Origin of the sequence: Microvirga ossetica, assembly GCF_002741015.1 — a bacterium.
GTDB classification, from domain to species: Bacteria; Pseudomonadota; Alphaproteobacteria; order Rhizobiales; family Beijerinckiaceae; genus Microvirga; species Microvirga ossetica.
Genome location: NZ_CP016616.1, coordinates 4,885,840 through 4,903,873 on the forward strand (window position 1 = coordinate 4,885,840; position 18,034 = coordinate 4,903,873).

Here is an 18,034-nt window from a genome sequence, read left to right on the forward strand (position 1 = left end):
AAATCAAAAATCGGGGAAACACCTGAGACGGGCGGGGGTAAACCACTGAGCCGGGAGCGGGAGGGACAATCGGCGACTGCGCGCTCGCGACCGGCCTACCGATCAAGCAGAGTTCAACACCGCACAGGTTTTTGTGTCATGGACATGGCTCTCCCGGCGGCTATGTGAGAGCCGAGCGCGGCATCCTTTTCTGCCTATCGCTCAACATGGAGAGAAGATCGTGATCAAAGCAACCCGACGCCGAGCCCTCCTTGCCGGTGGAGCCCTCCTGGCCGGGACTGTCCTTAGCCTTGCACCAGCTTCGGCCCAATCCTATCCCACCCGTCCGATCACCATGGTCGTGCCCTTCGCAGCCGGCGGTTCCACCGATGTGGTCGCCCGCATCATCGCCCAGAAGATGTCCGAGAGCCTGGGGCAGTCGGTCATCATCGAGAACGTCGCCGGAGCGGGCGGGAGTACCGGCGCGGCCCGCGTCGCCAAGGCCGAGCCCGACGGCTACACGATCCTGATGGGCACGGTCGCAACGCATGCGCTCAATCCGCTGATGCTCAAGCGCAAGCCCTACGACGCGGTGACGGATTTCGCTCCCGTGTCGCTGCTGGTGATCGTGCCCAATGTGCTGGTGGTCAATCCCAGTCTGCCGGCAAAGACCGTGCCGGAGCTGATCGCGCTGCTGAAGGCCGACCCGGCCAAGTACAACTATGCGTCGTCCGGCGTCGGCACGCCGCTGCACCTCTCCGGCGAGCTCTTCAAGAGCATGGCCAAGGTCTCGATGCAGCACATCGCCTATCGCGGCTCCGGTCCCGCACTCAACGACGTGGTGGCCGGCCAGGTGCCGATCATGTTCGACAATCTGCCCTCGGCCTCCGAGTTCATCCGGGCGGGCACGCTGCGCGGGATCGCGGTGACGACCAAGGAGCGGGCGCCGTCCTTCCCCGACATGCCGACGATCGCCGAGGGCGGGCTTGCAGGCTATGAGACCTATACCTGGAACGCCCTGTTCGCTCCGCCCAAGACCCCGAAGGAGGTCATCGACCGGCTGAATGCCGAGGCCCTCAAGGCCGTGAAGGACCCGGCCGTGCAGGAGCGGCTGAAGACCTTCAGCGCCACGGTGGTCGGCTCGACCCCGGAGGCCCTCGGCGAGCACGTCAAGACCGAGATCGCCAAGTGGACGCCGGTCGTGAAGGAGGCGGGCGTTCAGATCGACTGATCGAACACCTGCCGCTTCTGCGCAAAAGAGCACCTCCCTGCAAAGGCTCCTCGTTGGGAGGTGCAAAAAAGCTTTGCTTTGCGGTCAGCGTCCTGAGATGTCTAGGCATGTTCTCTTGGGAGCCCCAAACATGCGCAATGCGGCTATCGTTGCAGTTCTGACAATCGGATTGACCGGCCAGGCTACGGCCCAAAGCAACCCGGCGCCGGCAAACGGCGCTGTGGCCGCAAGCCGGTCGGAAATGCGAGAGCTCATCGAGGCGACGCAGGCGGCCGCAAAGGCATCCCGCGAGAATGTCGATTACGCCCGCGTCGTCCCGGACCTTCTCTACCAGATCCTGACGAAACTCGACAAAATCGAGACCAAGCTCGACAAGGTCGAGACGACCCTGAAAGAGACTCAGGCAGCTGCTGCCAGGAGACGCTAGGGGTTATCGCTGCCCTTTAGATCGCAGCGGTTTCGTCGCCGGAAACCAAGACCAATTGCTAGAAGGATTGGTCGTAAAACCGGGTTACCGTCCTCACGGTCGTGGGAGGGCTGTACTGTCATATGTCTAAATTCGGCGAATTGGGATGTTGAACCTGCGAGGCGCGCTACGACCAATACAGCGAAGCGTTTGATTTGAAGTGGCTGGGGGACCTGGATTCGAACCAAGACTAGCGGAGTCAGAGTCCGCTGTTCTACCATTAAACTATCCCCCACTAAGCCCATGAAATCCTTCGCCTTTCGGAGATCGTCTCAATCCGGGGCGGAGATTTCGAGCCGGCGTCGCGGTTGGCGCTGAGATAGGAGGCTTTTGAGGTCTCGTCAAGCCTTGAAATTCAGATGAGGTGATGTGCCGGCTTGGTGTCACGATGAGGCGAAGCAGAGGCCTTGAGCTTTACCGTGCAGACACATTTTAGGCTCATCACGTGCGCGCAGGCACATCGCGCACGTGATGAGCCCGATAAGAGCTTCCTGTCCTTAAAGACGGACTAAAAGCCTGAATTGCAGTAACGGCCGAGCTTCCGACCGAGAGTCGCACCTATTCTGTATAGTGTTGCTTTTTGCGTGCGCGGATTTTATTGCAGTATCGGTGCGGGATGACTTAACGTTAAATATACGGAGGGATTGGTTTCATGGGACGGATTACGCCCAAGAGCGACGGCACAGCCAAGGGGACGTCTGGAGCCGACACGATCATCGGCAGTAGCCTCAGCAACGTCTTCGCCGGGATGGGCGGCAGCGATTCCCTCCGGGGCGGCGGCGGCGTCGACCTGATCGACGGGGGCTCGGGCAACGACCGGATCTATGGCGACAGCGGCAACGACGCGCTCGCCGGCGGTTTGGGGCGCGATACGCTGTATGGCGGATCAGGCAGCGACTTCTTCGCCTTTGACGTCAAGCCGACGAATTCTACGGCCGACACAATCGCCGACTTCAGCGTAAAGTACGATACGATCATTCTCGACAAAAGCATCTTCAAGGTCGCTGCCACATCCGAGGGGATCATGTCATCGGGCGCGTTCTGGCGCGGATCGAAGGCTCACGATGCCGACGACCGCATCATTTACGACAAGAGTGCGGGCGTCCTTTATTACGATCCGGACGGCACCGGCGCTAAAGCCGCGATCCAGTTCGCCAAGCTCAGCAAGAACCTGGCCTTGACCTATAAGGATTTCTTGATCTTCTGAGCCAACTGCACAGCTCGGGTCAATCCATCGCGCCGCCTCCGGGCGGCGTGTCCATGTTGAGCTCGGCCCGCAGAGCCGCTTCGTCCTGGGCTGCCTCCGCATCGGCGGCGATGCGCTCGTAGCGGTCGAGGGCGCCTTGCAGGATGTAGGCGGCGGCCATCTTGTCGACCGCATCGGCGCGCTTGGCGCGGGAGGCATCCGCATCGAGGAGGGTGCGGGTCACGACCATGGTCGACATGCGCTCGTCCCAGTACAGGACGGGCAGGGGCAGCAGGGGCTTGAGGTTGCGCACGAAGGCGCGGGTCGCCTGCGAGCGCGGGCCCTCCGTGCCGTCCATGTTGAGCGGCAGGCCGAAGACGAGGCCGCCGACGTCGTAGCGCTCCACCAGGTCCTTGATGCGGCCCACGTCGGGGGTGAACTTCACCCGCTTGATCGTCTCGAGCGGCGTGGCGATCCGCCGTTCCACGTCGGACAGCGCAAGGCCGATGGTCTTGGTGCCGAGATCGAGGCCCATGAGACGGGCGCGCGCAGCCAATCCGTCGATGAAAGCGACCAGTTCGTCGTCCTGCGAGATCATGGCTGCCTCCCCATTCTGCCGGATCATAGCCAGTATAGAGGAAGTGGCGCGGCGTCGAGCGGGAGCGGCGAAGTCTCTCCGATGCTCCTCACCGCCATCACCGGTCTTGTGCCCGTGATCTCGAGTGTTGGGGAGCGATTTTCTTAATCGGAATTGTCGGCACAAGGCCGGTAATGACAAAGTGGTGTCATCTCCGGCAGTCCGCAGTGGCCGCCAACGGTCGCCGGGACGTCCGCTCTCGTACCAGACGTCTCTGCGTTGTTTTCACGGCAAAGTTTCAAGGCCAGTCGCCCGGTTCAGGAGGCAAGTGGTCGCACCTACCCTTGTATGGAGGTTATTGCCGACCCGGAGGGTTTTAGAGGTGCGGATAGGGAAGCTTTCACAATCGGGTGCCTCATGTCATCCCTCAAATATTCAGGCTCGCAGATCATCGTCCGGCAAGACGGCTGGGGCCAATTCGCTCCGAAACTGGCCCCGTTGCCGGGGGGTGGCTTTGTGGCAGTCTATGAGGCAGGCCCTGAATCGGGAACCGATACCAATATCAAGGGGCGGATCTTCAATGACGATGGCTCGCCTCGCGGATCGGAATTCACCATCAACTCCATGACAAGCGGCTACCAGGATCGCCCTTCCGTAGCTGTTCTCGAAGACGGGCGGCTTGTTGTAGCATGGCATCACCTTCGGGCCGATTTCTCCCAGTCGGATATCAGGGCTCGCATCCTCAACAGCGATGGCGGCGCGACCGACGGTGACTTTCTCGTCAGTAGCGAGGTCAGGCCCGATGATCAGGATTATCCGTCCGTCGCCGCACTGAGCGATGGCGGATTCGTCATCGGATACAACTACTTCGACACCAACAATTGGGATACCGATGTCAGGGCCAAGATCTATGGCAGCGACGGTCTTTCGAAGAGTGCCGAGTTCATCGCGAACGGAACGACGGTTGACAGGCAGGAGCGGGCAAGCCTGACGGGCTTGGCCGGCAGGTTCGTCATCGTCTATACGGATGGCAGCCTCAGCCCGGACGATCCGGATGGCTTGGCCGTCAGAGGACGCATCATCTCCAACGATGGCCAAGCCGGTGCGGAGTTTCTCATTCCGACAAATGTCGAGGCCGCTCAGTTCGAGGCGCAGGTGGTTGCGCTCACGAATGGCAATTTCGCCGTCGTTTGGACGACTTATTCTTGGCAGAGCGGCACTTCTGACGTTCGGGCGCAGGTCTTCGCGGCCGACGGCACGAAAGTCGGCGGCGAGATCTTGGTCGAGGCCGGCTTGAGGGGCGAGGCGGGCCAGCCCGTCGTCGCCTCGCGGGCGGACGGTGGCTTCATCATTGCCTATGGCAGCTCCGAGACGGGAAATTCGAACGTCAAGGCCGTCATGTATAATGCTCAGGGCGTCCAGGACGGCGGCTCGATCATTGCGAATACGAATTGGGATGGATTCCAAGGGAGGGCGTCAATCATCTCGTTGTCCGACGGCAATGTCGTCGTGGCTTGGGAGGATGGGTTGGCGGGGAGTTATCTCACCCATGTCCGGGCCCAGATTCTTTCGATCGAAACGGGAGGTGGGGAGCCTACCGGACAGGTCATCACCGGCACGAACGACGGCGAATCCCTGACGGGAACCGGCTTGGGCGATCAGATCATCGGCCTTGGCGGGAATGACGTCTTGTCCGGCCTTGCAGGAGAAGACACTCTCCTTGGAGGCGCCGGCAACGACGTTCTCGAGGGCGATGGCGGTAACGATGTCCTGGACGGCGGCTCGGGGGCAAACACCGCAACCTACAGCGGAGCTTCGACGGATTACGTCATCACGCGTCATGACCAGGAGATTTTTACGGTCGCCGACCAGGTTGCGGCTCGCGATGGAAGCGATCATCTCACGAATATCAGGTTCGCGCATTTCGAGGGCGACGACAAAATCGTGACGCTGATCAACAGCGAGGTGAAGGATCTCGCCATCTCGACTACGCGCGTTGCAGAAAACACGCTGACCGATACGGTCATTGCAAGCCTTTCGGCCACGGATGACGATGGCGATGCCATCCAATACAGCCTCGTCTCAACGGACGGTCCATTCGAGCTCGACGGCGGCAATCTCGTTCTGAAAGGCCCCTTGGACTACGAAACGAAAGATCAGTATGATCTGACGGTCAAAGCGGATGACGGTTACGGCGGGAGCATCACGCGGACGTTCACGATCAGCGTGACGGATGTGGTCGAGCCCGGCGACCCGAACAACCCGGACAATCCTGATCCTGCTGACCTTCCCATGATTCTGTGGGGGACGGCGGGCAGCGATCTGCTTCAGGGGGGCGATGCCAACGACATTCTCTACGGCCAAGGCGCCAACGACAGGCTTTACGGCGGAGCCGGCAACGATAAGCTCTATGGGCGAGCGGGAAAGGATACGCTGAAAGGCGATGCGGGCCAGGATGTGTTCGTGTTCGACACCAAGCTGTCAAAGTCTTCCAAGGTGAACAAGGCCAATCTCGATAAGCTCACGGACTTCACGGTGAAGGACGACACGATCCATCTGGCGAAGTCGGTGTTCAAGAAGATGGCGAAGAAGGGCGTGATCAAGAGTTCCGAGTTCTATCAGGGCGTCAAGGCGCACGATGAGAGCGATCATATCATCTACAACAGGAAAACAGGTGCGCTGTTTTACGACGCCGACGGCACCGGTTCGATCGCCCAAATCCAGATTGCGACCCTCTCCAAAAATCTGAAGTTGACCTATAAGGAGTTCTTCGTCGTCTAGGCTGAGGCAAGCGCCTAAGTAGGTCGCCAAAAGTTCTGCAACAGCTTTCTGAGCCAGAAGTGTTTGGATGCCATGCCCGCCTTGCGACACGCTTGTTGTGGCGTCAGCGCCAGAACCCAGGCTGCGGCATCGGCGGCCAGGGCATCGATGGATGCGGCCTGCCGGTTGGCCGCAATCAGCCGCTTGAGTTCGCGCCAGAGCTGATCCATCGGGCTCAGTTCGGGTGCCTGCCGGGGCAGCCACACGAAGCGGATCCGCAACCGGTCTGCCAGCGCCTGGGTCTGCGGGGCGGTGTGGGCGCTCGCCCGGTCGGTGAGAAGCCAGAGCCAGCCGGCGCCGCGGTACCGGCGCCGCAGCGCGCAGGAACGCCTGGGCATCGGCCTGACCGGCGTGGGAACGGATCAGCACCACCCGGCGCGCGCTTCGCAGGTCGATCGCCCCAAACAGCACCCGCTTCGCGTTGCGGCCGGTGATCGGCACGGTGGCCTGAGTGCCCTTGAGCGCCCAGGTCGCCCGCAGCGGCGGAAACAGCCGCAACAGCGTCCAGTCGAGGCACAGCAGCCGATCGCCTCTGTGCCAGCCCGCCTTCAGACGCCGGGTGATGCCCCTTTTTTCTGCGCCAGATGAGGCGCGCGCTCGACATAGACGTAGCGCGGGCGCTTCCAGCGATAGCCTGCCTCGTGCAGCCGGCGCCGCAGGGTCCGGGGGCTGACCGCGAGGCCCTTCGTGGCCAGGTCGTGCGCCAGCAGCGGCACCGTCCAGCTCGTGGCCTGATAGCCGCAGCGGCGCGGGTCGCGCGCCAGGGCCGCCGCCAGCCGCCGCGGCGTGAGGGTGTGGTGAAGGCGCGGACGCCCGCTGCGCGGCCGGTCGATCAGTGCCGTGGCCTCATGCTCGGCCCTGTACTGGGCCAGCCAGCGGTGCACGCTGGAGCGGTTGACGCGGCAGCGGCGGGCCGCCTCCGCCATAGAATGCCCCTCGGCCACCAGCAGCAGCGCTTCGAGGCGGCGATACACACGGGCCTCACGGGCGCCAGCAAGCGCGGCGGCCAGCCGCTTGCGATCCGCCTCGTCGAGCCACGTCTCGGGAGAGTGATCATGTCGTTGCATGCTCCCCAGAAAACACCCGCAGCTCTCGCGTTGCAAGACTTATGGCGGCCTACTTAGCCAAGTATCTTGGGCAGTCTTCAAGACCGGCCATGACGTGGCGATGTCATCCCCGGCGAGCGCAGCGAGGGAAGGGGATCCACACACACTCTCTGGGCTATGGATTCCCTTCCCCTGCCATGGCTGCGCCATCTCCGGCCGGGAATGACATTGCCGTCCTATGCTACGCTGGTGACATTCGGCGAGGGTGCAGGGCTCACGGTGCCGGCGCGAGATGGCAAAGCCGCACCCGAGTTGCGGAACAGGTGGCATGACTCGCGGGCGAGGTCGAGGCTGACGGTCGAGCCGACCTCGTGCCGCGCGTCGCCCGGCTCGCGGACGGTCAGGCGGCGGCCACCGCCGACATCCACATAGAGCAGGTGGTTCTCGCCAAGCTCCTCCACCAGCTCGACGCGACCGGTGAGCGGACCCTGCGCGCCGATCCGCAGGTGGTCCGGCCTCACGCCGAGGGTCAGGTCATCGCCGGGCCGGATGCCGTCGGGCGAAGCCGGAACGGCGAGGGTTCTGCCGCTCGGCAGGCCGACCAGCACCTCGTCCGTGCCGATTCCGGCGACTTGGCATTCGATGAGATTCATCTGCGGCGAGCCGATGAAGCCGGCGACGAAGAGGTTCGCCGGGCGGTGATAGAGCTCGAGCGGCGTGCCCACCTGCTCGATACCGCCTGCGTTGAGCACCACGATCCGGTCGGCCAGCGTCATCGCCTCCACCTGGTCGTGCGTCACATAGATCATGGTCGCGCGCGTGTCGGTGTGGAGCTTGGCGATCTCGAAGCGGGTCTGGACGCGCAAAGCCGCGTCGAGATTTGAGAGCGGCTCGTCGAAGAGAAACACTTTCGGGTCGCGCACGATGGCACGGCCGATGGCGACGCGCTGGCGCTGGCCGCCGGACAACTGGCGCGGCTTACGGTCGAGGAGCTGCTCGATCTGGAGCATGCGCGCGGCCTCGCGTACCTTGGGGTCGATCTCCGCCTTCGAGGACTTTGCCAGTTCCAGGCCGAAGGCCATGTTGTCGTAGACGTTCATGTGCGGATAGAGCGCGTAGGACTGGAACACCATGGCGATGCCGCGCTTGGCTGGCACGAGGTCATTCACCCGCTCGCCGCTGATGAAGAGATCGCCCGCTGTGATGTCCTCGAGCCCTGCAATGAGCCGCAGCAGGGTGGATTTTCCGCAGCCGGAGGGTCCGACGAAGACGACGAACTCGCCGTCGCGAATGTCGAGATCGACGCCGTGGATGACCTTCATCCGGCCGAAGGATTTTTGCACGTTTTTGAGAACGACATCAGCCATCTGAAATTTCCCTAGCCTAGCCCTTCACCGCACCGGCCGTGAGGCCGGCCACGATCTTGCGCTGGAATGCGAGCACCAGGATGATGATCGGAATGGTGACAATGACGGAACCGGCCATGATCGTGCCCCAGGGCAATTCGTAGGCCGTCGAGCCGCTCATCAGCGCGATGGCCGGCGGCACGGTGCGCCGCTCGTTGGTGAGCGTGAAGGTCAGCGCAAAGAGAAACTCGTTCCACGAGACGATGAAGGCGAGAAGTCCCGTCGTCACCGCGGCCGGCGCCATCAGCGGCAGGAACACTCGCCGCACCACGATCCAGGGCGTCGCGCCGTCGACGAAGGCCGCTTCCTCGATCTCCTTCGGCAGCTCGCGCATGAAGGTGGTGAGCACCCAGATCGTGAAGGGCAGGGTGAGCATGAGATTGGCGAGGATCAGGCCGGGCAGGGTGTTGTAGAGGCCGAACGCCCGGATCAGCTCGAACATGCCGGCGAGCACGGCGACCTGCGGAAACATCGAGACCGCGAGGATCGTCATGAGCAGCAGCGAGCGGCCGCGAAACGCGATGCGCCCGAAGGCATAGGATGCCGTGATGCCGAGTGCGAGGGAGATGGCAACCACGCAGCCGGATACGATGATCGAGTTCAGGATGTTCTCGCCGAAGGGCTGGCGCTCGAAGACGGCGATGTAGTTCGAGAGATCGAACCGCTCGGGCAAGTACGCTACCGAGAACAGGGCGCTCCCGGACCGGAAGGACGAGACGATCGCGTAATAGAACGGGAAGAGCGCGAAGACCGCGATGACGATCACGAGGAGCCAGAAGCCGATGCGGGCCAAAATCCTCATCGCGGATCCTCCCCGAGCCGCACGCGTCCGGCCGCCAGCGTGATGACCACGAGCAGCGCGATGATGAGGAAGATCAGCGTCGAAGCGGCTGACCCTAAGCCGACCTCCTGGAAGTCGACGAGCTGCTGACGCGCGTAGACCGACATGGAGGCCGTGTCCTTCGAGTTCGAGGTCAGGACGTAGATGAGATCGAAAACCCGTAGGGCATCGAGGGAACGGAAGATCACCGCCACCAGCAGCGCCGGCTTGATGAGCGGCAGGGTCACGCGGAAGAAGACGCGGATCGGCGAGACGCCATCGACTTTCGCCGCCTCATAGATGTCCTGCGGCAGCATCTGCAGGGCCGCCAGGATGAGGAGCGCCATGAAGGAGGTGTGCTTCCAGACGTCCACCATGACTGCGGTCCACAGGGCCGTGTCGGGATTGGCCGTCCAGGTGATCGGCGCCGCGATCAGGCCGATGCGCAGAAGCATGTCGTTGATGACGCCGAACTGGTCGTGCAGCATCCAGTTCCACATCTTGGCCGAGACGATGGTCGGGATCGCCCAGGGGATGAGGATGACGGCGCGCATCAGGCCGCGGCCGGGAAAGGCCGCGTTGAGGATGAGCGCCACCACGATACCGAGCACCGTCTCGAGGGAGACGGAGACGAGGGTGAACCACACGGTGTTCCACACCGAGTGCCACCAATCGGGCTCCGTCAGCAGCCCGAGCCATTCGCCGTCGTAATTGGCGAGATAGTTCTCGAAGCCGATGAAGTCGTAGTCGTTCAAATTGTTGAGGTCGGCGTCGGTGAAGCTGAACCAGATCGTCCTCACCAGCGGCCAGCCGGCGATGAGCGCAAGGACGATCAGGCTCGGCGCGATGAAGAGCCACGCCGCCCGGATGCGCGAGCGCGTGAGGGAGGAGCGGCGCCCCTGCGCCTGTTGCCGCGCCGGGACGCCGACTTGGGCAACGGCGCCGCTCATGCTTACTGCCAGCCGTTGCGCTTGATCCGCTTCAGGTCACGGTCGAGGCGGTTCAGGGCTTGCGACGGCTCGGCGCGTTTCGACAGCGCCTGATGCACCGCGTTGAAGAACTCGGTCGAGACCTTGTTGTAGTTCTGGCCGGTGACGGTAGCGGGGCGGGCGACCGCGTTGCTGAACACGCCGACCAGATCGCCGATGAAGGGGTTCGCCTTGGCGATGTCGGCATCGCTGTAGAGCGAGACGATGGTCGGGTTGAACGAGCCTTCAACCGCGCGGCGCTTCTGTTCGGCCGCGCCCGTCAGATACATGACGAGATCGGTCGCCGCTGCCGCGTTCTTGGAATATTTCGACACGGCGAGGAGCTGCCCGCCCAGCGTGCCGGCATGGCGACCGTCCGCGCCACCCTTCGGCAGGGGCGCGATGCCGACCTTGTCCTTGATCGTGCTGTCGGGCCCTTGAGCCAGCGCCCAGGCATAGGGCCAGTTGCGCATGAAGGCGGCGTTGCCGGCCTGAAAGACGCCGCGCGCTTCCTCTTCCGTGTAGTTGAGCACGCCTTCCGGCGTGACGGTGCCGACCCAGCCAGCGGCCGTCTTCAAGGCCTCGATGGCCTTCGGGTTCTCGATGGTGACCTCGCCCTTCTCGTCGACGATGGTGCCGCCGTTGTAGGAGGCGATCCATTCGAGGGCATTGGTGGTCAGGCCCTCATAGGCGCGGCCTTGCCAGGTATAGCCCCAGAAGTCGTTTCGTCCTTCCTTGCGCTCGCCTTCCTGGATGAGGCGGGCCGTCTCGGTGAGGTCGGCCCAGGTCTGCGGCACGGGGCGCTTGTACTTGTCGAGCAGATCCTTGCGATAATAGAGCAGGCCCGCATCGGCGAACCACGGCACGGCCATGAGCTTGCCGTCGACCCGGCTCGTCTCGACCATGGCGGGAAGATGGTCGCCGACGGCACTCTGTGCCTTTGATGTCAGGTCGAGCAGGTGATTGCCGAGGGTGCCGGTCCAGACCACGTCGATCTGGAACACGTCGATGTCGCCCGCGCCGGCAGCGAGCAACTGCTGGAACAGGGCGAGGCGCTCGGTGGCGGAATTGGGCGTCGAGACGATCTTGACCGTGTTGCCGGTGCGTTGCGCCCAGGCATCGACGCCCTGCTTGCAGATCTCGTATTCCTTGCCGAGCGCGCTGCACGAGATCGAGATCTCGACGGCAAAGGCGCTGGTCGATGCGGCGATTGCGGCAGCCGCGGCGAAGCTGGCGATGAGGCGGGACATGACTCTCCTCCTGCAGGCTTGAGATTTATTGCTTAGCTTCTAAAAGCCCCACTTGGCGTTTTGTTCCTGTGAAACGTGGTCCGGGGCCGCTTGTGCCCCATCTGATGCTGCCGAAACGAGGATAACTTATGAAAATCACATGGTTCGGTCATTCCGCCTTCCGGCTCGATCTCGCCGGCACAGCCGTGCTCATCGATCCGTTCTTCACCGGCAACCCGGGTTTCGAGGGCGACAAGGCGAAGATCGCAGAGGGCATCTCGCACATCCTGCTCACCCATGGCCACGGCGATCATGTGGGCGATACCGTCGAGATCGCGAAGAAGACGGGGGCCAAGGTCGTCACGAATTTCGAGCTCTGCATGTATCTCGCCAAGCAGGGCGTCCAGAACGTCGATCCCATGAACACCGGCGGCACCACCGACCAGGGCGGCTTCACCGTCACGCTTGTACGGGCCGACCACTCGTCCGGCCTCGTGGAGATGGATGTGAACTTCCCGCTCGGCAGCGCCAACGGCATCGTCGTGAAGGCGCCGGGCGAGCCGACGATCTACCACATGGGAGACACCGACATCTTCGGCGACATGGCCCTGATCGCCGAGATCCATAAGCCAGACGTGGTGATCGTGCCCATCGGCGACCGCTTCACCATGGGCCCCGAGGTCGCGGCGCTCGCCGTACAGCGCTTTTTCGGCGGCGCCAAGGCCGCCATCCCCTGCCACTACGCCTCCTTCCCGCCGCTCGTCCCCAACGCCGACCGCTTCGTCGCGGCGCTCGACGGCAAGGGCGTCCAGGTCGTGGTGCCGCACAAGACGGTGGGCGTGACGGTTTGAACCGGTCGGCGTCATCCCGGACGCCGCAGGCGATCCGGGATCGCCCGAACCAGCTTGGCACTGTCATCCCCGCGCAGGCGGGGATGACAGTGCCCAGGTTCATGAGCCGTTTCCTCTACCCGATCCCGGATCTCCGCTTCGCGCCGTCCGGGATGACGGATGAGCATCGGGCTTCCCACATCCAACGTTGCCCCCCGAGGCGGGCGGGTGCTATAGGCCGGCCAGCAGATTTCCAAGAGGTTAGGCCATTCATGTCGGTCGATGAGAAAACGGTCCGCCGCATCGCCCATCTGGCGCGCATTGCCGTGACGGATGCGGAGGTGCCGCATCTCCAGGGCGAGCTCAACGCGATTCTCTCCTTCGTCGAGCAACTCAACGAGGTGGATGTGGAGGGCGTCGAGCCGATGACCTCCGTCACCCCCATGATCATGAAGAAGCGCCGGGACGGCGTGACCGATGGCGGCTATGCGGACAAGATCGTCCGGAATGCCCCGGCCACCGAGGACAACTTCTTCCTGGTGCCTAAAGTCATTGAATGACACCGTCATCCCGGCCGGAGCGTGAGCGGAGAGCCGGGATCGCTAGACCAGTTTCCATTTCCAGACGATCCCGGATCGCGGCAGGGCCGCGTCCGGGATGACCAGGATTCCGCCGTGACCGAACTGACCCATCTCACCATTGCCGAGGCCCGCGACGGCCTGAAGGCCAAGACCTTCTCCGCAACGGAACTTGCCAAGGCCCATCTCGCCGCCATGGAGAAGGCGAGGGCGCTCAACGCCTATGTGCTCGAGACGCCGGAGAAGGCGCTTTCCATGGCCAAGGCCTCGGACGAGAAGCTCGGCCGCGGCGAAGGCGGCGCGCTCGAGGGCATCCCGCTCGGCATCAAGGACCTGTTCTGCACCGAAGGCGTGGTGTCCACTGCCGGCTCCAAGATCCTCGGCAACTTCAACCCTCCTTATGAATCCACCGTCACCCGGAACCTGTGGAACGACGGCGCGGTCATGCTCGGCAAGCTCAACATGGACGAGTTCGCCATGGGCTCCTCCAACGAGACCAGCGCCTTCGGCCCGGTGGTCTCGCCCTGGCGGCGCGAGGGGTCGAACGTGAGCGCGGGCGCTTCCGGCGCCATCGAGGGCACGCATCTCGTTCCCGGCGGTTCCTCGGGCGGCTCGGCTGCGGCAGTCGCGGCCCATCTGTGCCTCGCCGCCACCGCGACCGATACCGGCGGCTCGATCCGCCAGCCGGCGGCCTTCACCGGCACGGTCGGCATCAAGCCGACCTATGGGCGCGTCTCCCGCTGGGGCACGGTGGCCTTCGCCTCGTCCCTCGACCAAGCCGGCCCGATCGCCCGCACCGTGCGCGACACCGCCATCATGCTGCGCTCGATGGCCGGACCGGATCCGAGGGACACGACCTGCGTCGATCTCCCGGTGCCGGATTTCGAGGCGGCGGTTTCCCGCGGCGTGAAGGGTCTCAAGATCGGCATTCCGAAAGAATACCGGGTCGACGGCATGTCGCCCGAGATCGAGCAGCTCTGGCACCAGGGCGCCGAATGGCTGCGCGCCGCCGGCGCCGAGATCGTCGACGTCTCCCTGCCGCACACCAAATACGCGCTGCCTGCCTACTACATCGTGGCGCCTGCCGAGGCCTCCTCGAACCTCGCCCGCTATGACGGCGTGCGCTACGGCCTGCGCGAGAACGGCAAGGACATCGTCGATCTCTACGAGAAGACCCGCGCCGCCGGCTTCGGCCGCGAGGTCAAGCGCCGCATCATGATCGGCACCTACGTGCTCTCGGCTGGCTATTACGACGCCTATTACGTCCGGGCGCAGAAGCTGCGCACCCTGATCAAGCGCGACTTCGAGGAAGTCTATGCCCAGGGCGTGCACGCGATCCTGACCCCCGCCACACCGACCGCTGCCTTCGGCATCGGCGAGAAGGGCTCGGGCGACCCGGTCGAGATGTATCTCAACGACATCTTCACGGTGACCGTGAACATGGCGGGCCTGCCGGGCATCGCCGTGCCGGCCGGGCGCGATTCTCAAGGGCTGCCGCTCGGTCTCCAGCTCATCGGCCGCGCCTTCGACGAAGAGACCCTCTTCGCCACGGGCCAGGTGATCGAGGATGCGGCCGGCCGCATCAAGCTGCCTCGGGCCTGGTGGGCTTAAAGTCACGTGCATCCCACCGTTCCCGTCGTCCATCTCTGGGACTGGCTGCCCGCGGCCTTCGATCCGGTTCTGATCGTTATCGCTGTCTGGCTCGGCTGGAAGGCCGACCAGTTCGGCAAGGTGATGATCGTCGCCATGGCGGCGCTGGCGATTTCCGTGCTCGTCTCCTGGGCGATCAGCAGCATGGGCCTGCCCTGGATCGCACCCGTGCGGTCCGACGCGCTGACCCTGTTCCCGGTGCGCTTCGTCGCCGCTCTGCTCTGGGCCAGCGGCGCTTACGCGGCCCGCAGGGTGGCGAGGCGCTAGAGCTGTTTCCACTTGCGTGGAATCATTTCTCTTCCTTGGTTTGCCGCATTTTTTGACGGCGAACCGGGTCCACTTCGCCGAAAAATGCTCTAGGTCTCGGCTAGCCCGGCCCCGGTGCCTGCCGGGTTTCCAAGCGCGGTGGCGATCTCCTCGAGGGTCGCCTTCTCGGCATCGCTGACCGCGACGCCGCCGAAGCCCAGGAAGCCGCCTTCCTTGCCGGCCTCGGCCGATTTCCGGGCGACGCTCCACAGCCAGGCCTTGAAGGCTGCCGCATCCTCGGGCGCCTTGGCATCGAGCAGGCCCGAGACCGAGTGAAGCTCCGCGACGGCCTTAGTCTTGATGTCGGCGAACTGGCTGCCTTTGAACTGCGACTGGAAACTCTCGCGGACGGCGTTGCGGGTGTCGGTATTCGTGATGTCGTCGGCCACCGCCTTCACGAGCGGCGTCGCCTGAGCGTCCTGCTTGGCTTCGAGCAGCGCCCAGCCGCTCGACATGGATTCCTGCAACAGGCTCCAGAGGCCGCCCGGATCCGCGGCCGTGATCGCCATGCCGGCGACCACCGGGCTGGCGACGAGACGGGACCATTCCTCGGGCGTGAAATTCGACTTGCTGGCCATCTCATTGCTCCTGTCGGGCTGCCCGGGAAGGGTTCTCGAGCGTAACCGCCCGTGCTCGCCGTTGGTTCCTGGCGGCGAGGACCGCATCGGGCCAAAAAAATGGGCCTGACCCGAAGGTCAGACCCATCATGCGCAGCGTTACGCGGGACGCGAGGTTACTGCGGGTTGGCCGGAGCCGCCGGAGCGGCCGGGGAAGAGGGAGTAGCCGGGGCTGCGGGAGCCGCCGGGGTCATCGGGGTTACGGGAGCGCTCGGCGCCTTGCTCGGGGAAGAGCTCTCGGTCGGGGTGCCGGTGCTGCCGGTGGTGCTCGGCTCGTTACTGCCGCCGTCATAGAACAGGAAGGCGAGCAGGCCGAGTGCGACAACAAGACCGCCGATCACATAAGCAAGAGTGTTCGAACCACGCCCGGTGTTATCGTAGACGTTGGTTTCGCGATTGTAGACATTGGGTTCGCGATCCATAGGATCCATAGCCATTTTGAAACTCCTTGACCGTTTTACCTCCCGAACAACGCCGAATGTCGGATGCGGTTTCATCGCAGCGTGGCAATTATTTTCGATATCTGAGAATAAATCCGATCTAATCTTAACGATTGGTTCACCAACCTGAACGTCCGTTCATCTAGAAGGGGGTTGACCCGTTCCTGCGTCGCTCTTACTCCGGCTAGAGCATCGCGCGGAAAAGCGGACCCGGTTTTCACTGGCGTGGCCCGCTGGGTCCGCGCCCAACGGTGCTCTCATTTATGGAGGAAGCATCGGATGGATCCTGAAAGTGCAAATCCACTTTTGGGTCCGATGCTTGGCAAACGGCGAGAATTAAAGGCGCAAGGCTCATGAACGCTCCGGTCAACCCTAAGAAGCTCATCAAAGGCGCGACAGGCGATTGGGAAATCGTCGTCGGCATGGAGATCCATGCCCAGGTGACGAGCCAGGCCAAGCTGTTCTCCGGCGCCTCGACGGCCTTCGGCGGCGATCCGAACAGCCACGTTTCCCTGGTGGATGCGGCCATGCCCGGCATGCTGCCCGTGATCAACGAGGAATGCGTGCGCCAGGCCATTCGCACGGGGCTCGGTCTCAAGGCCGAGATCAACCTGAAGAGCACCTTCGACCGCAAGAACTACTTCTATCCGGATCTGCCGCAGGGCTACCAGATCAGCCAGTACAAGAGCCCGATCGTGGGCGAGGGCGAGGTGATCGTGGACGTGCCGGAGAGCGGCGAGACCATCACCGTGCGCATCGAGCGCCTGCATCTCGAGCAGGATGCCGGCAAGTCGATCCACGACCTGCACCCGACCCTGAGCTTCGTCGACCTCAACCGCTCGGGCGTGGCGCTCATGGAGATCGTGTCGAAGCCGGATCTGCGCTCGGCGGACGAGGCGCGCGCCTATGTGACCAAGCTGCGCACGATCCTGCGCTATCTCGGCACCTGCGACGGCGACATGGAGAAGGGCAATCTCCGCGCCGACGTGAACGTCTCGGTCCGCCGCCCCGGCGAGGAATTCGGCACCCGCTGCGAGATCAAGAACGTCAACTCGATCCGCTTCATCGGACAGGCCGTCGACGTCGAGGCGCGGCGCCAGATCGCGATCCTGGAGGACGGCGGCAAGATCGACCAGGAGACCCGTCTCTACGATCCGGGCAAGGGCGAGACGCGCTCCATGCGCTCCAAGGAAGAGGCGCACGATTACCGCTACTTCCCCGATCCGGATCTGCTGCCGCTCGAATTCGACCAGGCCTATGTGGACGATCTCGCCCAGCACCTGCCGGAACTGCCGGACGAGAAGAAGGCTCGCTTCATGGCGTCCTACGGGGTGCCGGCCTACGATGCCGGCGTGCTGGTGGCCGAGCGCGCCTCCGCCGACTTCTACGAGGAAGTCGCCAAGGGCCGTGACGGCAAGGCTGCCGCGAACTGGGTGATCAACGAGCTGTTCGGCCGCCTCAACAAGGAAGGCAAGGACATCACCGAGACGCCGGTTACGGCCGCCCAGCTCGGCGCCATCATCGAGCTCATCGGCGAGAACGTGATCTCCGGCAAGATCGCCAAGGATCTGTTCGAGATCGTCTTCACCGAAGGCGGCGACCCGCGCGAGATCGTGGAAAGGCGCGGCATGAAGCAGGTGACCGACACTGGCGCCATCGAGAAGGCCGTGGACGAGATCATCGCCGCCAACCCCGACAAGGTGGAGCAGGCGAAGGCGAAGCCGACCCTGCTCGGCTGGTTCGTCGGCCAGACCATGAAGGCCACCGGCGGCAAGGCCAACCCGCAGGCCCTCAACGAGATCTTGAAGCAGAAGCTCGGGATCGAGTAAGTCTCGTCGGCTCGCCGGCGGAGGCTGCCGTTTCCGCCGGACTTTTGCAGGTGCTG

Annotated in this window: 18 protein-coding genes and 1 tRNA gene; 9 read left to right on the forward strand and 10 right to left on the reverse strand. The window is 63.6% G+C overall.

The features are described 5' to 3' along the window. Positions 1 to 220 precede the first annotated feature (220 nt). Both BB934_RS23395 and BB934_RS23400 read left to right on the forward strand, forming a co-directional pair. Positions 221 to 1,210: a Bug family tripartite tricarboxylate transporter substrate binding protein gene (locus BB934_RS23395; protein WP_099511837.1), complete on the forward strand. Its 990-nt coding sequence runs from the start codon at positions 221 to 223 to the stop codon at positions 1,208 to 1,210. Positions 1,211 to 1,340: 130 nt separating this feature from the next. Continuing rightward, positions 1,341 to 1,637 (forward strand): hypothetical protein, encoded by a 297-nt coding sequence (locus tag BB934_RS23400; protein ID WP_099511838.1) that lies wholly within the window; start codon positions 1,341 to 1,343, stop codon positions 1,635 to 1,637. 200 nt (positions 1,638 to 1,837) lie between these two features. Here BB934_RS23400 and BB934_RS23405 read toward each other — a convergent pair. After that, positions 1,838 to 1,911, reverse strand: a tRNA-Gln gene (locus tag BB934_RS23405). A 417-nt stretch (positions 1,912 to 2,328) separates the two neighbouring features. Here BB934_RS23405 and BB934_RS23410 point away from each other — a divergent pair. Then, positions 2,329 to 2,883, forward strand: coding sequence for a calcium-binding protein (locus BB934_RS23410; protein WP_099511839.1), 555 nt, complete (start codon positions 2,329 to 2,331; stop codon positions 2,881 to 2,883). Positions 2,884 to 2,902: 19 nt separating this feature from the next. On the opposite strand, the gene ruvX is transcribed toward BB934_RS23410, so the two are convergent. Then, positions 2,903 to 3,460, reverse strand: coding sequence for a Holliday junction resolvase RuvX (gene ruvX / locus BB934_RS23415; protein WP_099511840.1), 558 nt, complete (start codon positions 3,458 to 3,460; stop codon positions 2,903 to 2,905). Between the two features lie 396 nt (positions 3,461 to 3,856). On the opposite strand from ruvX, the gene BB934_RS23420 reads away from it, so the two are divergent. After that, on the forward strand, positions 3,857 to 6,220 hold the full coding sequence (locus BB934_RS23420) for a cadherin domain-containing protein (protein ID WP_099511841.1): 2,364 nt from the start codon (positions 3,857 to 3,859) through the stop codon (positions 6,218 to 6,220). A gap of 14 nt (positions 6,221 to 6,234) precedes the next feature. Here the strand turns inward: BB934_RS23420 and BB934_RS23425 are convergent, their stop codons facing one another. The 6 genes from BB934_RS23425 to BB934_RS23450 form a co-directional block, all read right to left on the reverse strand. Next, positions 6,235 to 6,597, reverse strand: coding sequence for a transposase (locus tag BB934_RS23425; protein ID WP_237050066.1), 363 nt, complete (start codon positions 6,595 to 6,597; stop codon positions 6,235 to 6,237). 210 nt (positions 6,598 to 6,807) lie between these two features. Continuing rightward, entirely contained in the window at positions 6,808 to 7,326 is a 519-nt protein-coding gene (locus BB934_RS23430; protein ID WP_237050067.1) for a helix-turn-helix domain-containing protein, read from the reverse strand. A gap of 215 nt (positions 7,327 to 7,541) precedes the next feature. Then, positions 7,542 to 8,672 (reverse strand): ABC transporter ATP-binding protein, encoded by a 1,131-nt coding sequence (locus tag BB934_RS23435; protein ID WP_099511842.1) that lies wholly within the window; start codon positions 8,670 to 8,672, stop codon positions 7,542 to 7,544. 16 nt (positions 8,673 to 8,688) lie between these two features. After that, positions 8,689 to 9,513, reverse strand: coding sequence for a carbohydrate ABC transporter permease (locus BB934_RS23440; protein WP_099511843.1), 825 nt, complete (start codon positions 9,511 to 9,513; stop codon positions 8,689 to 8,691). Next, positions 9,510 to 10,481 carry a carbohydrate ABC transporter permease gene (locus tag BB934_RS23445; protein WP_099511844.1) on the reverse strand — a complete coding sequence of 324 codons (972 nt, stop codon included), beginning with the start codon at positions 10,479 to 10,481 and terminating at the stop codon, positions 9,510 to 9,512. The genes BB934_RS23440 and BB934_RS23445 overlap by 4 nt, the downstream gene beginning before the upstream one ends. A gap of 2 nt (positions 10,482 to 10,483) precedes the next feature. Beyond that, positions 10,484 to 11,749 carry an ABC transporter substrate-binding protein gene (locus tag BB934_RS23450; RefSeq protein WP_099511845.1) on the reverse strand — a complete coding sequence of 422 codons (1,266 nt, stop codon included), beginning with the start codon at positions 11,747 to 11,749 and terminating at the stop codon, positions 10,484 to 10,486. Between the two features lie 128 nt (positions 11,750 to 11,877). On the opposite strand from BB934_RS23450, the gene BB934_RS23455 reads away from it, so the two are divergent. The 4 genes from BB934_RS23455 (at position 11,878) to BB934_RS23470 (ending at position 15,053) form a co-directional block, all read left to right on the forward strand. Further along, positions 11,878 to 12,579, forward strand: coding sequence for a metal-dependent hydrolase (locus tag BB934_RS23455; RefSeq protein ID WP_099511846.1), 702 nt, complete (start codon positions 11,878 to 11,880; stop codon positions 12,577 to 12,579). A 251-nt stretch (positions 12,580 to 12,830) separates the two neighbouring features. Continuing rightward, positions 12,831 to 13,118 (forward strand): Asp-tRNA(Asn)/Glu-tRNA(Gln) amidotransferase subunit GatC, encoded by a 288-nt coding sequence (gatC, locus tag BB934_RS23460; protein WP_099511847.1) that lies wholly within the window; start codon positions 12,831 to 12,833, stop codon positions 13,116 to 13,118. Positions 13,119 to 13,232: 114 nt separating this feature from the next. Continuing rightward, a complete protein-coding gene (gene gatA / locus BB934_RS23465) occupies positions 13,233 to 14,747 on the forward strand; it encodes an Asp-tRNA(Asn)/Glu-tRNA(Gln) amidotransferase subunit GatA (RefSeq protein ID WP_099511848.1) in 1,515 nt (504 codons plus the stop codon). A gap of 6 nt (positions 14,748 to 14,753) precedes the next feature. After that, positions 14,754 to 15,053, forward strand: a complete 300-nt coding sequence (locus tag BB934_RS23470) for a hypothetical protein (RefSeq protein ID WP_099511849.1) — start codon at positions 14,754 to 14,756, stop codon at positions 15,051 to 15,053. An 89-nt stretch (positions 15,054 to 15,142) separates the two neighbouring features. Here BB934_RS23470 and BB934_RS23475 read toward each other — a convergent pair whose 3' ends face one another. After that, positions 15,143 to 15,670 carry a hypothetical protein gene (locus BB934_RS23475; protein WP_099511850.1) on the reverse strand — a complete coding sequence of 176 codons (528 nt, stop codon included), beginning with the start codon at positions 15,668 to 15,670 and terminating at the stop codon, positions 15,143 to 15,145. Positions 15,671 to 15,825: 155 nt separating this feature from the next. Continuing rightward, positions 15,826 to 16,146 carry an LPXTG cell wall anchor domain-containing protein gene (locus BB934_RS49265; protein ID WP_237050068.1) on the reverse strand — a complete coding sequence of 107 codons (321 nt, stop codon included), beginning with the start codon at positions 16,144 to 16,146 and terminating at the stop codon, positions 15,826 to 15,828. A 356-nt stretch (positions 16,147 to 16,502) separates the two neighbouring features. On the opposite strand from BB934_RS49265, the gene gatB reads away from it, so the two are divergent. After that, on the forward strand, positions 16,503 to 17,978 hold the full coding sequence (gatB, locus tag BB934_RS23485; RefSeq protein WP_099511852.1) for an Asp-tRNA(Asn)/Glu-tRNA(Gln) amidotransferase subunit GatB: 1,476 nt from the start codon (positions 16,503 to 16,505) through the stop codon (positions 17,976 to 17,978). Positions 17,979 to 18,034 lie beyond the last annotated feature (56 nt).